Raw genomic sequence first — 13,768 nt, forward strand, 5'->3', positions numbered from 1 at the left:
GCTCCGGCCACCTCCGGATTGGTAGCCTAGGCCAGATCGGCAGTGACAGGGATGAGGGGTGTTACTGATCGAAGGCCAGATTTCCACGCTCGAAGCCCGTATTTCCGCCTACGTGCGGGACGGCGAGTCCGCGCGGATCCTCGACGACGCCGCCGTCGACGAAGCGGAAGCGTTGATGGATGCGCAATCCGGCGACCTCCGGCGAGACCTCCCCCTACTTCGAGTCGTCGGCCTGCTCTTCTGGTACCGGGCCGAGCTGGCGACCGGCGACGAGCGGTCGCACCAACTCCGGACGGCCTTGTCCCTGTTGCATCCCGTGACGGAGGAATCCCAGGAGAGCCTGCCGGTGGAGGTGGTCGATTTCCTCCGCTCCCCGGGCGGGCAGTACACCCGGCTGGCCCACCGGGCTCTCTCGTTGCTTTCGCAGTACTACCGAACGAGCGATCCGCAACTCCTGGATCTGGTGATCGACAGCGGTATGGAAGCCCTGCGGTTCGCCTCCGACGACGAACCCGACCTCACTCCCCTGCTGTTCGATGTCGGCTCGGCGTTGCACATGCGGTTCGCCGGAACCGGGCCCGAATCGGACGCGACGGACGCGGCACAGTCGATCGAACTGTTCCGGCTCGTACTCTCCCGCGCGGAGTCGGAAGACCAACGGTGCCGTGCGCTCGGTTCTCTCGCGTCCATCCAGCTGAGGCGTTATGAGCACCAAGGGGATCTCGCGGACCTCGAGTCGTCGATCGACGACTTCACAGAGCTGCGGGCCTCCGGACGGTTGACCGGCGACGACCGGCTGGAACTGGGCCGCGCGTCGGTCCAGCGATTCGAGGCGGGCGGGGACACGGCCGATCTGGATGTCGCCATCGCCGCGCTGGAAGAGGGACTCCGCACGGCGGACCAGACCGACTACCTCCGGGACGAGTGCATCCGCTGGCTCAACGTCGCGTATGTCGCGAGGTTCGACGAAACAGGCGACGAGGACGACCTCCACCGTGGGCTGCGCATTCTCCGGACCGACCCGGAAGACGGCTACCTCGAGCCGAGGCCGGACGAACTGCTCCTCCACGTCGTCTCCGGGCTCCTGAAGGCTCTGCAGGAACAGCCGTCGCTGCAGCTCTTCGACCGCACGGCGATCCTGCTCCGCGCCGCGATCCGGACCGCTCCTGCTTCCGACGCGTCGCTGGAGGAGCTCCTTCAGACCGTTCTCTACCAACGCTATGCCTTCTCCGGCCACCCAGGTCATCTCGAGCGGACACGGAGCATCCTTGACGAGCGAGGAACCGGGATCCCGGATTCCCAGGCCGACGCGATGCTCCGGTCGGTACTGCAGCGGACGAGCGGGCCCGTCGGTCCGGACGTGGAGGAATGGGCGGCCAGGACCACCCGGTTCCTGTGCGCCCTGATGCCGTCCGGATGGCACTACCGCGGACTGGCGCTCGCCTCGCTCTCCGACTTCCTGCGCAACTGCTACCTCACCAGCGGCAGCCTCGATCAGCTCGACGAAGCCATCGCCGCGGCGCGTGAATGGCCCGCCGACGAAGATCCACATTCGGCTTCGGTCGCCCAGCTGGCGAATTTGCTCGGGATGCGCACCGAGCACACCGATGACCGCCGTCATCTCGACGAGGCGATCGCCATCCTCGAAACGGCGCGTGACACCGATCCCGTGCGTTCCGCGATGGGGGCCCTTCTCCTTCAACGGTCGAAGTTCGGCCGAAGCGACGATGCCCGGCGAGCCGTCGGGATCCTTCGCCGGGTCGTCCGGGAAACGCCGGAGGACGACGGCAACCGGCCCGGGAGGATCTCCAATCTGGCAGGCGCGCTCGTGGTCTCCTTCGACGAGAATCACGATCCTGCGGTGCTCGACGAAGCCATCGCCCTCCACCGAGCGGCCTTGTCGTCCAGCTCGGAAGAGACGCCTCGGTACTTGCTCCGACTCGGCGGACTCGCGTCCGCCCTTCGGAAACGCGGAGTCGCCCTCAAAGACCCCGCTTCGCTCAACGAAGCCATTGTCCTGCTTCGTCGAGCGGCGGACGAAGGCGGCCCAGCCCTCCGAAGCAACGCCCTCGACGAGCTCATAGTGGCGTTGGACCACCTGTCGCGGACGACCGGCGAAGCGGGTCCGCTCGACGAGATGGTCCAACGGCTGACCACGGCCAGGACGGACCCGGCATTCGATACCCGGCAGCGGTTCAGGTACGGAAGCCGGCTCGGCCGGGTCCTCCACTGGAGATACGAACGCAGCGGGAGCGGGGCCGATCTCGACGCCGCCGTGGACGTCCTCCGGCGGACCGCTTCCGAACCCGAACCCGGCGAACTCCCGACGCTCCTCGACACCCTCGGTGACACGCTGCGCGTCCGCGCGGAAAGGAACGGAAGCCGGTCCGACGCGGACGCGGCCGTCGACGCTCACCGCGAAGCGCTCGCGTTGACCGACGAAACGAATCCCGAGTACTCCACCCGCCTCGCCGCGACCGGCATGTCCCTGTGCTCACGGTTCGAAGTGGCCGGAGGCAGGGAAGACATCGACACCTCTCTCGAACTACTCCGCCGTGCCGTAGCGCTTCGGTCCGAGGACGACCGCGCCGGACTTGAGTCCGACCTCGGCGTGGTCCTGATGCGCCGCTTCGCCGTCACCCAGGATCAGGCCGAACTCGACGAATCGATCGACCTCCAACGCCGCGCGCTCTCCTCCGCGGACGACGACCACACCGACAGGACCAGGCGCCTCCTCAATCTCTCCGGTCCGCTTCGTCTTCGCTTCGAGCGCTTCGGGCGGCTCGCGGATCTTGACGAGGCGATCGCCGCCATGCGCCTGGTTGCCACGGACACGGGCTACCGCGCCGGCGAGCGGCCGGAGATACTCGCGGATCTCGGGGTCTGTCTCTGGGCCCGAGCGCAGCGCACGAACGAGGAAACGGATCTCCACGAAGCCTTCACGCACCTGCGCGCCGCTCTCGATCTCCTCCCCGAAGGGCACGCCATCAGGCCCAAAGCCCTCTCCGGGCTCGCCGGGACGCATATGCTGCTGGCGCGACGGACGCGTCCGATGGATCTGGAGCAGCTGACCAAGGCGATCGAACTCGGCAGGGCCGCCGTCGCCGCCGCACACCCCGAGCACTATCAAGCACTGGGGTGGCAAGGGAATCTCGCCGCCGAGCTGCATGACCGCCACCGGTTGACCGGCGACGAACGCGACCGGGCCGAGTCCATCGCGATTCTCGAGAACGTACTCGCCTCCGCCGGCGCCCTTGGTGCCGACCGCGGCGGTTGGCTGCTCAACCTCGGGCATTTCCTCTCGGAGTCGGCACAGGAGGATGACGACGCGTACCGCCGTGCGCTGGCCGCCTACCGCGAAGCCGCGGAACTGGTGACCGCGCCGGCGGACCTTCGCTGTGAGGCCGCGCGATGGTGGGGGACGATGGCGGGGCTCCGAGACGACTGGCCCACCGCCGTGGCCGGGTATTCGCTGGCCGTCGAACTCCTGCCGTTGGCCGTCGCACGCGGACTGCACCGCAGCGACCAGCAGTTCAAACTCGGCAACTTCAGCGGGCTCGCACCGGACGCCGCCGCGTGCGCGATCCGGGCCGGCGACCCGCATCAGGCTCTCCGGCTCCTCGAGCAGGGCCGCGGCGTCCTCCTCGCCCAAGCGCTCGAAACCCGGGACGAGATCGCCGACCTGGCGAGCACGCATCCGGACCATGCGAAGCGTTTCGTCGCCGTGCGGTCGCGGTTGGACGCCCCGGCCGGAACCGACGGCCAGGACAACGACGTCCTCCATCGGCTCACCGCGGAATGCGACGAACTCATCGAAGAGATCCGGTCCCTGCCCGGATGGAGCCGGTTCCTGCGACCACCGGACACCGAGGAGATCCTCCGTACCGTCCCGGATGGCGCGGCGGCGGTGGTCCTCAACGCCAGCCGCTTCGGTTTCGACGCGCTGATCGTGAAATCCGGCGTGCTCACCGTGGTGCCGCTCGACGCCGTACAAGCGGATCAGCTCCGCCTGCACGCGGCCGAACTCGCGGCGGCGATCGGCGTCTTTCATGACGGACAGGCCGACTACGACTTCCGGATCTTCTCGGTGGACAAGGTGTTCGACTGCCTGGCGTGGCTGTGGCACACGGTGGCCGACCCGGTGTTCCGCCGGCTCGGGCTCTCCGCCCCGCCCGAACCGGGAACGGCGTTGCCCAGACTCTGGTGGGTACCGACCGGCGCGTTCACCAATCTGCCGCTGCACGCGGCCGGATTGCACGAGGACTCCGAACCCTTCGCGCACACGGTCCTTGACCGGGTCGTCTCCTCGTACGCACCGACGTTGCGCAGCGTCGTCCGTGCACAGCGGGGATCGGCCGCGCCGGACGAGTCCGGGGCGATAGTCGTCGCCGCGACCGCTGTCCCGGGTCATCCTCGGCTCACCGCCGCCGAGGCCGAGGTCGCGGTGGCCGCCGCGCACCTCCCCCGCGCCGAGATCCTCGCGGAGGCGAAGCCGGCCGATGTCCTGGCCACGCTGGATACGGTCACGTACGCGCATTTCGCCTGCCACGCGGCCGCTGATCTCGACGACCCCTCCAGAAGCCACCTGGTGCTTCACGACGGTGTGCTCTCCATCGCCGACATCGCCGCCAGGCACTCTCCGGACGCCTTCCTCGCCTACCTTTCGGCCTGCGAGACCTCACGGACCAGCAACGCGTTGGCCGACGAATCGATCCATATCGCCTCCGCCTTCCAGCTGGCAGGCTTCCGGCACGTGATCGCCACGCTCTGGCCACTGTCCGACTCCACCGCCCGCGCTGTCGCCGAACACGTCTACGCCCGGCTTTCCTCGGGGCCTGCCCTGGCGTTGCACGACGCGATCCGCCGTCAGCGTGAAGACGACCCCGGCGACGTCGTCAACTGGATCGCTCCCATCCACACCGGACCGGAGTAGCCGCGCTTCACACGATGCCGCCGTTGGCGCGGAGAACCTGACCGTTGACCCAGCGCGCCGGACCGGCGAGGAACGAGACGACCTCGGCGATGTCGGACGGCGCGCCGAGGCGTTCGAGCGGGGGCTGCGCCGCCATCCTCGCGATGGTCTCCTCGTCCTTGCCGTCGAGGAACAGAGCCGTGGCGGTCGGGCCGGGGGCGACCGCGTTCACGGTGATGTCGCGGCCGCGCAGTTCCCGGGCGAGGACCAGGGTGATCGCCTCGACCGCGCCCTTCGTGGCGGCATAGGCGGCGTACCCCGGCAGGGCGAGCCCGAGCACCGAGGTGGAGAAGTTGATGATCGCGCCGCCGTCGCGCACGCGGCGAGCGGCCTGCTGATCGACCACGAAGGTGCCGCGGATGTTGGTGCGGTGCAACCGGTCCAGCCGGTCGAGATCCAGTTCTGCCACCGGCGCGAGGTACATGGCGCCCGCGGCATGGACCACGACGTCGACCCCGCCGAAGGTCTCCTCCGCGGCGTCGAACACGGCCGCGACGGCCTCCTCGTCGGCGACGTCGGCCTGGGCCGCGATCGCCTGGCCGCCGCGGTCGGTGATCGCGTCGACCGCAGCCTGCGCCTCGTCCTTGCCGCCGCCGTATCCGACGACGACCGCGAACCCGTCGGCCGCGAGCCGCTCGGCGGACTCCCTGCCGATACCCCGTGACCCGCCGGTGACGATCGCTACGCGTGCCATGAAGAGCTCCCATCGGATGTTTCCGTTGCTAACCAGATCAAGGTATCACCGATACCGAACCAGTGCTACCGGGTGGGTGTTATCGTCGATACATGACGTTGACGACGAAAGACCGGCTGGTCCACGCGGCGGCGGAGCTTCTGCGGGAGGGCGGCCGCGAAGCGTTGTCGACGCGTGCGGTCAGCGCCGCCGCCGGGGTGCAGGCGCCCACGCTCTACCGGACCTTCGGCGACAAAGATGGCCTTCTCGACGCGGTCGCCACGTACGGCTTCCAGAGCTACCTGGAGGGAAAGCACGCCCTCGGCGAGACCGACGACCCGGTAAACGACCTCCGGCGAGGATGGGATCTGCACGTGGAGTTCGGCTTGCACCAGCCGGCCTTCTACATGCTCATGTACGGCGAGCCCCGTGTCCGCGAAGCCCGCCGCGAGGCGGACGCGATCCTCCGCCGGATCGTCGAACGCGTCGCCGAGGCCGGCCGACTGCGCGTCCCGGTCGAACAGGCCGCGCAGCTGGTGCACGCGACCGGGATGGGTGTGCTCCTCTCATTCCTCTCCAGCCCGCCGGAGCAACGCGATCCGGACCTGTTCGTCGCCGCGCGCGAACACGTCATCGCGACCATCACCACCGGCAGCGCGGACAAGGCGTCGGACATCCCCAGCCGCGCGATCGCGCTCAAAGCCGCACTGGAGAAGGAACCCGGGGACGTGCTGACCCCGGCCGAACACGCGATGCTCGCCGAATGGCTCGACCGCCTCGCGCGATGATCTACCGGCCGACGGCCTTCGCCGCCGCGACCGCCTGCCCGGCGTAGGACCGTCCGAAAAGGACGGTGTGGACCAGGAGCGGGAACAGCTGGTGCGCGCCGATCCGGTCGGTCCAGCCGTCGGCGAGCGGAGCGACCTCCTGGTAGGAAGCGAGCACCCGGTCGAGCAACGGGCAGCCGAACAACTGCAGCATGGCGAGATCCGTTTCACGGTGGCCGCCGTGCGCCGCCGGATCGATGAGCGAGGCCTCGACGGGTCCCCACAGCACATTGCCGTTCCACAGGTCGCCATGCAGGCGCGCCGGAGGTTCCGACACTTCCGGGAGCCGCGCACACGCCCGCTCGATGACAGCGGCCTCGTCGCCGTTCAAAGTGCCTTCGTCGACCGCGCGGCGGACATACGGCAGGATCCGATGCTCGGCGTACCACCGTGGCCAGTCCTCCCCCGGCGCGTTCTCCATCGGGGCCAGGCCGATCCACGCGTCGACAGGCCCGTCCGGCGGCGCCGCGCCGAACGCGGGCGCGCCCGCCGCGTGCAACGCCGCGAGCCCCCGGCCCAGCCGCTCCGCCGCGTGATGCGTCGGCCGTCCTCCGCCCACCAGGTCGGTGACCAGCCACTCGTCGTCATGGCCGCGGACCTCCGGCACACTCACGGCACCCGGCTCCCGCAGCCAGCGCAGGCCCGCGGCCTCCGCGGGCGTCGCGTTCCGGGCGTGACCCCGTTTGACGACCACGGTGTCGCCGCTGTCCAGCACCACTTCGGTCACCCCGCTCGAGAGGCTCCTCTGCTCGGCGACGGAGCGTCCGGTGATCCTCGTGGCCGCCTCGGCAGGCGGGGAAACCTGGGTCATGCCCCGCAACCTACCTCCGCCGATCGGGTGAACGCTCGTTGTCTAGAGTGCACTTCGGGGGAAATCAAAGTGCTTTCACTTTCCGAGGGGAGATCGGTCGTGCCCACACGTCCGAGAGTTCGTCATGCCGCCATCGCCGCGATGCTCGGCGCCGCCTTGGTCGGCTGCACGCCACCGGCCAACGTCGGTCAGGCCCGGAGCGCCGGCGCCACCACGTCCGGTGAGACGTCCGCCAGTGAGCCGACCACGACGCCGAAGCCCTATCTCACCACCACACCGACCCTGGAGATCACTGGCGAGGCGGTCAAACCGGGCACGAAGCTGAAGTTCGGCGAGCAGGCGGTCATCCCGTTCTACAGCCATTACGCGAAGGGCGTCATCGGGGTGACGGTCACCGTGGAATCGGTCAAAGCACCCGACGCCGACATCGACGGCCTGCCGCTCAAGGACGAGGACAAGGCGAAGCTGCGAGGCAAGAACTTCTTCTTCGTCCGCGAGAAGCTGACCAACGTCGACGGCTCCAACATGGCCGAGGTGTACGCCCCGATCCTCACCGCCAGGACCAAGAGCGGCGGCTGGCCGGGCTCGCTGCTGGGAGTGGGAGGCACCGACGTCACCGGCTGCGAGGACGAGGGATTCGCGCCGAAGGACTTCTCGGCCAAGGGAGCGGTCTTCGAGTCCTGCCGTCTGCATTTCGGGGTCGCGTCGGACCCGATCACGTCGCTGGCGTACACGTCGCAGCCTTACGAAAGCGCCGAATCACGCGCCGTCACGTGGCGGAACAAGTAGCCCGGCTCAGGCGGCCCGCGCTCCGGATCGGCGGCGCGCGGCGGCCAGGCTGGCGCGACACGCGGCGATCAGCCGGGCCGACGCGGCGCTTTCGCCGTGGCCACACCGAGGGCAGGACATCGTGACGTCGCCGGACAATTCGTCGACGGACACGGTCAACGCGGTCGCGCACGAACGGCACCAGCGGTGCCGCGTGACCGGGTTGACGTGCAGCGGGGAAGCCACGCATTGGTGGATCCAGCGACCGTGCACATGGCAGGTCAGGCGGTCGTCCGGGGACAGGCGGCCGACGTCTTCCGCGTCGTCCTCCATCGCCAGCAGAACCGGCAGGGTGCGGCTCACCGGGTTCAGCCGCGTGGTCGAGGCCAGTGTCGTGGTGTTCATCGCTTTCTCCTTCCGGCTCTTATCAAGACGTCGAACAGGGAGTGCCAGATACGACACGGCCGGGCATCTTTTCCCGAACAGCTCCCCCTCGCGGGTGAACTGATCTTGGTCGAATCCGAACCGTTACCCCATTCGGGTTAGTCGCGCGTATCTTTCGGATCATGACGGCCGCACTCGTTTCACTGTCCACATCAGACAGTCGCGGCCGCGGTTACCTGCTGTTTCCTCCTGCCGGCGGCACACTTCGGGCATTCGACCAGCTCGCCGACATGGCCGACGCGGACGTTCGAGGCGTCGAATATCCCGGACATGGGGAACAGCTCGCGGAGTCGCCGGTTTCCGCTCTCGAAGAACTCGCCGCACGCTCGGCCGCCGCGATTCCGACGGCGTGGTTCTCCCGTTCCGTGACGATCGGATTCGGGATGGGAGCCTTCGTCGCGCTGGAAACGGCGCAGCGACTGGGCGTCTCCCCTCGCGCGCTGATCGTCGTCGACGCGTGCGCCCCGCAACGGCGTTCACCGGGCAAGAACGCCAAAGCGGGGGCCTCGGCGATGGGACGGGTGTTCGGCCGCACCGGGCTCACCCCGGTCGCCGGCTACCGCACTTCACCCGCAAGCTGGGAGTACGCCCTGGACCTGCTGCTGGGCGATCTCCACTTGCTGAACGCCTATCGCGGGCCCGCCAGGACCCGGCTCTCGTGCCCGATCGCGGCGATCCGCGGCGCCGACGATCCCGCGTCCGCTTCGGGCGACGACGCCACGGGCGGCTGGCGGGTGTGGACGTCCGGCCCGTTCGTGGGGCGCGTCGTACCCGGCGGATACCTGGCCGTTCTCGATTCCGGACGAGAGGCCGCGTTCTGGGCCCGGATCCACAGGCTGGAAGCGGCCTTCGTGGACGCCGAGCCGGAAGTGGCCTAGCGCGTGCTAGGTGACTTACACCGGTGACGTCGTCCGACGGTCGCCGCGTCCTGAGCCATCCCCCTAATTTCGTCCCGTACCAGGCGTTTCGCGGGAGGAATCAGGATGCTCAGCAGGAGAAGGTTCGCGCAGGCCGTCGTCGCCGCGACGGCGGGAGCCACCGTGGCGGGCTGCTCGGCCCAGCCCGCGGCGGCACCGGTGGTGGCGCCCGCCGGGAACACCTCGTTCGGCCCGCTCAAACAGATCGACGCCGGAGAGCTGAGCATCGGATATGCCGAAGCCGGCCCCGCCGACGGGCCGGTGGTCGTCCTCCTGCACGGCTGGCCTTACGACATCCACAGCTATGTCGACGTCACGCCGCGCCTGGTCGCGGCCGGATATCGGGTGATCGTGCCGTTCCTGCGCGGCTACGGACCCACACGGTTCCTTTCGCAGGACACGTTCCGCAACGGCCAGCAGTCCGCGATCGCCGCCGACATCGTCGCGCTGCTGGACGCGCTCAAGATCCGGAAGGCCGTGTTCGGCGGCTTCGACTGGGGCGCGCGCACGGCCGTGATCATCGCCGCGCTGTGGCCCGAGCGGTGCAAGGCGCTCGTGTCGGTGAGCGGCTACCTCGTGACCAATCGGGAGACGAACAAGCAGCCGCTCTCCCCCGCCGCCGAGCTCGGCTGGTGGTACCAGTACTACTTCGCCACCGAGCGCGGCATCCTCGGCTACACGAAGAACCGGCACGACTTCAACAAGCTGATCTGGAAGATCGCGTCGCCGAAGTGGACCTTCGACGACGCGACCTACGACCGTTCGGCGGCCTGCTTCGACAACCCGGACCACGTGGCCATCGTGATCCACAACTACCGCTGGCGGCTGAGCCTCGCCGAGGGCGACCCGAAACTCGACGCGCTCGAACAGAAGCTCGCGCAGGGCCCCGCGGTTACGGTGCCCACCATCACGATCGGCAGCGACTTCGACGGTCCGAACACCGACGGCAAGGCGTACCGGTCGAAGTTCTCCGGCAAGTACGAGCATCGTGTCCTGAACGGGATCGGCCACAACGTGCCGCAGGAGGCCCCGGAGGAGTTCGCCAAGGCCGTCATCGACGTCGACCGGTTCTAGCGGGCCCCGGTGAGGTGTTCGAGGGCCAGCTGGGAGAGGCGGATGAAGCCGTAACCGCGTTCCGCCGCCTTGTCCGGATCGAAATCCTCGAACGCCGATCGGTCCGCCAGCAGATCCGCCGCCGTCTCGCCCTCGTTCAGGGTCGGCGTCGCCAGCTCCGGGACCAGGGCGGCATCCAGCGCCGCCCGCACCTCGGGATCGGCACGGAAAGCACGGGCACGTTCGGCGAACAGCAGGTAGCTGGCCATATTGGCCTCGGCGCTGGCCCACACGCCGTCCATGTTCTCGGTGCGCAGCGGCTTGTAGTCGAAGTGGCGCGGCCCGTCGTAGCCGCCGTGCTCCAGCAGATCGACGAGGAAGAACGAAGACAGCACGTCGCCGTGGCCGAACACGAGGTCCTGATCGAACCTCGGGCCGCGCTGGCCGTTGAGGTCGATGTGGAACAGCTTGCCCTGCCACAGGGCCTGCCCGATGCCGTGGACGATGTTGAGCCCGGCCATCTGCTCGTGCCCCACCTCGGGGTTCACGCCGACGATTTCGTGGTTGTCGAGCGTGGAGATGAACGCGAGCGCGTGGCCGATGGTCGGCAACAGGATGTCGCCGCGAGGTTCGTTCGGCTTCGGTTCGAGCGCGAGCCGGAGGCCGTAACCCTGGTCGAGCACGTACTGGGCGAGGAAGTCGATGCCCTCGCGATAGCGGTCCATCGCCGCGCGGACGTCCTTCGCGGCGTCTGTCTCGCTGCCTTCGCGGCCGCCCCAGAGCACGAAGGTCGACGCGCCGAGTTCCGCGGCGAGGTCGAGGTTCCGCAGCACCTTCCGCAGCGCGTAGCGGCGGACGTCACGGTCGTTGCTGGTCAGGCCGCCGTCCTTGAAAACGGGGTGGCTGAACAGGTTCGTGGTGACCATCGGGACCACGAGACCGGTCTCGGCGAGCGCGCCCTGGAAGCGCTTGAGGTGCCGCGCGCGGTCCGCGTCGGCCGAGCCGAACGGCACGAGGTCGTCGTCGTGGAAGGTGATCCCCCAGGCACCGAGATCCGAGAGACGGTGCACGGCTTCGACCGGGTCGAGCGGCGGACGGCTCGCCGGGCCGAACATGTCGTTCGCCTGCCAGCCCACGGTCCACAGCCCGAAGCTGAACTTGTCCTCACGCGTCGGTGCCTGAGCCATCTCGCCTCCAATTAGTTTGATGCCTGAACTTATCGACGCCCGCCCCGGCGGGTCAAGGCTTTCGTTCAGGCATCGAACGAATACAATCGCGCGATGATCGGCACGCGCCCGGCGGGACAGCACACCGTGCGGCAGCACAACGCCGCCCTCGTCCTCGGGGCGATCGCGGACGGCCCCGGCACGTCACGGGCAGGCCTGGCGGCCGCCACCGGACTCACGAAGGCCACCGTGTCGAGTGTGGTCGACCGCTTGATCGCGGCGGATCTCGTGGCCGAAGGCGAACCGGAACAACGCGTCGGCCCCGGACGGCGCGGCACCGTCGTGTCGCTCTCCCCCACCGGCCCGCACGGGCTCGGCATCGAGATCGGCGTCGACTACCTGGCGTCCTGTCTCGTCGATCTGACCGGCACCGTCCGGGCACAGGAGGTCCGATCCGCGGACAACCGGACCCCGCGGGTTTTCCAGCGCGTGGCAGCATTCCTGCGCAAAGCCCGAAAGCAGGCGGAAGCGCTGGGAGTCCCTGTCGGCGGCGTCGGGATCGCGGTTCCTGGCCTGGTCGAATCCGGCCTCGTGCGGCTCGCGCCCAACCTGGGCTGGCGCGACGTCGACCTCGCCGACCGGCTCGGTGGGACGTTCACCGTCGCCAACGAAGCGAACTTCGCGGCGCTCGCCGAACTCTGGCACGGATCGGCGTTGCCGGATTTCGTCCACGTGTCGGGCGAGATCGGGATCGGTGCGGGGATCGTGCTGGACCGCGCCCTCTTCGAAGGCGTCCGCGGCGCGGGCGGCGAGATCGGCCACCTGCCGGTGGCGCCCGACGGTCCGCCGTGTTCCTGCGGCGCGAACGGCTGCCTGGAACGCATGGCGGGCCAGGAGGAGATCCTGCGGCTCGCGGGCGCGGAAACGGTGGACGAACTGGTCTCCGCTCTGGAATCCGGAGAAGCAGCGGCACTTTCCGCGGTGGCCACCGCGGCCGGGCACCTCGGCGTCGGACTGTCCACTGTGGTCAATCTGATGGACGTTCCGGCGGTGGTGCTAGGCGGAACCTACGCGCGGTTGGAACCGTGGCTGCGTCAGCCACTCCTCGCCGAGCTGGAACGCCGCGTGCCCAGCACGGCGTGGTCGCCGGTGCGTGTCGTCCGCTCGGCGCTCGGCACGGGCGCCGCCGTACGCGGCGCCGCCGGCTCGGTGATCCGCGGCATCCTCGCGGACCCCGAGCACCATCTCACGACTCACTGGCCATCCGATCAGGACGCTCGGGATCGGTGACCCCGGGCAACGACGCCTCGATGGCCTGCGCGCGCTCCTCGATGTCCGCACGCCGGACGCGCCGGGCGTAGGCGATCAGTTCGTCGCGATCCGCGTGCGGAAGCCAGCCCTGCTCGCAGCCGGTCTCCAACCGCACGAGGTACCGCACCAGCTCCACCGACTCGGCGCCGAAATCCCGCATACGGCGCGTCAGCAGCTCCGCCGCGGCGAGGTAGCCGTTGTTCCAGGCGTGGACCGCCAGCAGTTGCGCGGTCGCGGCGAGGATGTCGCCGAGGTGGAACCCGCCCTCCGCGGCGAGGTGACCCGCCAGCCGGAAGCTGCGTCTGCCCTCGCCGACCGGCCCCTCCTCGCGAATCGCTTCGAGCAGGGCCCCGATCTGCCGTGTCAGGTAGTCCTGACCCGCGCTTTCCACCGTCACCGCATTCCTCCACCCAGTCGCCGTGATCGTAGAAAGGTGTCAATGGGGTGAAGGTCAGATACATCGAATGCCGAACCGTTATCACCCGAATGGCGTGTGTCGTTCAACAGCGTGCGACCGCCACCAGGAACAGGACCCGCGCCACGATTCCTCCGCCTCCGCCATCGAACCCGCCTGTATTCGACGGAACGGCGGAGAGCGTTACAGCGTGCCCAGGTCGGCTCGCGGCGACCAGGCAAAGCCGGCGGCTGACACGGCCGCGACTGTCCACAGAGGACACAACAACCGACCGAAGCGCCCGCTTTGGGGTCTTTGAGCATCTTCGCGTGGGGGGGGGGGGGGGGGGGGGGGGGGGGGGGGGGGGGGGGGGGGGGGGGAGGCCGGCCCCCCCCCCCCCCGCCCCCCGCGAGGCCGCCGGCCACAGCACAC

The 13,768-nt window shown here is 69.1% G+C and carries 11 protein-coding genes; 6 read left to right on the plus strand and 5 right to left on the minus strand.

Annotation, left to right across the window (positions count from 1 at the left end; genetic code table 11):
* Positions 1 to 58 precede the first annotated feature (58 nt).
* Positions 59 to 4,933, plus strand: a complete 4,875-nt coding sequence (locus ACIRGA_RS23480) for a CHAT domain-containing protein (protein WP_400944438.1) — start codon at positions 59 to 61, stop codon at positions 4,931 to 4,933.
* A gap of 7 nt (positions 4,934 to 4,940) precedes the next feature.
* Here ACIRGA_RS23480 and ACIRGA_RS23485 read toward each other — a convergent pair whose 3' ends face one another.
* A complete protein-coding gene (locus ACIRGA_RS23485; RefSeq protein ID WP_400944440.1) occupies positions 4,941 to 5,666 on the minus strand; it encodes an SDR family oxidoreductase in 726 nt (241 codons plus the stop codon).
* A gap of 92 nt (positions 5,667 to 5,758) precedes the next feature.
* On the opposite strand from ACIRGA_RS23485, the gene ACIRGA_RS23490 reads away from it, so the two are divergent.
* Positions 5,759 to 6,433 carry a TetR/AcrR family transcriptional regulator gene (locus ACIRGA_RS23490; protein WP_400944442.1) on the plus strand — a complete coding sequence of 225 codons (675 nt, stop codon included), beginning with the start codon at positions 5,759 to 5,761 and terminating at the stop codon, positions 6,431 to 6,433.
* 1 nt (position 6,434) lies between these two features.
* On the opposite strand, the gene ACIRGA_RS23495 is transcribed toward ACIRGA_RS23490, so the two are convergent.
* Positions 6,435 to 7,283, minus strand: a complete 849-nt coding sequence (locus ACIRGA_RS23495) for a fructosamine kinase family protein (protein ID WP_400944444.1) — start codon at positions 7,281 to 7,283, stop codon at positions 6,435 to 6,437.
* Positions 7,284 to 7,382: 99 nt separating this feature from the next.
* Here ACIRGA_RS23495 and ACIRGA_RS23500 point away from each other — a divergent pair, with 99 nt between their 5' ends.
* The gene (locus ACIRGA_RS23500) at positions 7,383 to 8,072 is read left to right on the plus strand and encodes a hypothetical protein (RefSeq protein ID WP_400944446.1); all 690 of its coding nucleotides are present in this window, start codon (positions 7,383 to 7,385) and stop codon (positions 8,070 to 8,072) included.
* A 6-nt stretch (positions 8,073 to 8,078) separates the two neighbouring features.
* Here the strand turns inward: ACIRGA_RS23500 and ACIRGA_RS23505 are convergent, their stop codons facing one another.
* Positions 8,079 to 8,456 (minus strand): hypothetical protein, encoded by a 378-nt coding sequence (locus tag ACIRGA_RS23505; protein WP_400944448.1) that lies wholly within the window; start codon positions 8,454 to 8,456, stop codon positions 8,079 to 8,081.
* Between the two features lie 161 nt (positions 8,457 to 8,617).
* Here ACIRGA_RS23505 and ACIRGA_RS23510 point away from each other — a divergent pair, with 161 nt between their 5' ends.
* Positions 8,618 to 9,373: a thioesterase II family protein gene (locus ACIRGA_RS23510; RefSeq protein ID WP_400944450.1), complete on the plus strand. Its 756-nt coding sequence runs from the start codon at positions 8,618 to 8,620 to the stop codon at positions 9,371 to 9,373.
* A gap of 105 nt (positions 9,374 to 9,478) precedes the next feature.
* Positions 9,479 to 10,486 carry an alpha/beta fold hydrolase gene (locus ACIRGA_RS23515; RefSeq protein ID WP_400944452.1) on the plus strand — a complete coding sequence of 336 codons (1,008 nt, stop codon included), beginning with the start codon at positions 9,479 to 9,481 and terminating at the stop codon, positions 10,484 to 10,486.
* On the opposite strand, the gene xylA is transcribed toward ACIRGA_RS23515, so the two are convergent.
* Positions 10,483 to 11,652, minus strand: a complete 1,170-nt coding sequence (gene xylA, locus ACIRGA_RS23520; RefSeq protein ID WP_400944454.1) for a xylose isomerase — start codon at positions 11,650 to 11,652, stop codon at positions 10,483 to 10,485. The two genes, ACIRGA_RS23515 and xylA, sit on opposite strands and share 4 nt — an antisense overlap.
* A gap of 93 nt (positions 11,653 to 11,745) precedes the next feature.
* On the opposite strand from xylA, the gene ACIRGA_RS23525 reads away from it, so the two are divergent.
* Complete coding sequence (locus ACIRGA_RS23525; RefSeq protein WP_400944456.1) at positions 11,746 to 12,921, plus strand: ROK family protein; 1,176 nt, start codon at positions 11,746 to 11,748, stop codon at positions 12,919 to 12,921.
* On the opposite strand, the gene ACIRGA_RS23530 is transcribed toward ACIRGA_RS23525, so the two are convergent.
* The gene (locus ACIRGA_RS23530; RefSeq protein ID WP_400944458.1) at positions 12,878 to 13,339 is read right to left on the minus strand and encodes a hypothetical protein; all 462 of its coding nucleotides are present in this window, start codon (positions 13,337 to 13,339) and stop codon (positions 12,878 to 12,880) included. The genes ACIRGA_RS23525 and ACIRGA_RS23530 overlap by 44 nt on opposite strands.
* Positions 13,340 to 13,768: the final 429 nt, after the last annotated feature.

The organism is Amycolatopsis sp. NPDC102389, from assembly GCF_044765885.1.
Classification (GTDB): Bacteria; Actinomycetota; Actinomycetes; order Mycobacteriales; family Pseudonocardiaceae; genus Amycolatopsis.

Excerpts from the sequence above, each read along its gene's own strand:
- ACIRGA_RS23485 (WP_400944440.1), bottom strand. The coding sequence starts at position 5,666 with ATGGCACGCGTAGCGATCGTCACCGGCGGGTCACGGGGTATCGGCAGG.
- ACIRGA_RS23490 (WP_400944442.1), top strand. The coding sequence starts at position 5,759 with ATGACGTTGACGACGAAAGACCGGCTGGTCCACGCGGCGGCGGAGCTT.
- ACIRGA_RS23495 (WP_400944444.1), bottom strand. The coding sequence starts at position 7,283 with ATGACCCAGGTTTCCCCGCCTGCCGAGGCGGCCACGAGGATCACCGGA.
- ACIRGA_RS23505 (WP_400944448.1), bottom strand. The coding sequence starts at position 8,456 with ATGAACACCACGACACTGGCCTCGACCACGCGGCTGAACCCGGTGAGC.
- ACIRGA_RS23510 (WP_400944450.1), top strand. The coding sequence starts at position 8,618 with ATGACGGCCGCACTCGTTTCACTGTCCACATCAGACAGTCGCGGCCGC.
- ACIRGA_RS23515 (WP_400944452.1), top strand. The coding sequence starts at position 9,479 with ATGCTCAGCAGGAGAAGGTTCGCGCAGGCCGTCGTCGCCGCGACGGCG.
- xylA (WP_400944454.1), bottom strand. The coding sequence starts at position 11,652 with ATGGCTCAGGCACCGACGCGTGAGGACAAGTTCAGCTTCGGGCTGTGG.
- ACIRGA_RS23525 (WP_400944456.1), top strand. The coding sequence starts at position 11,746 with ATGATCGGCACGCGCCCGGCGGGACAGCACACCGTGCGGCAGCACAAC.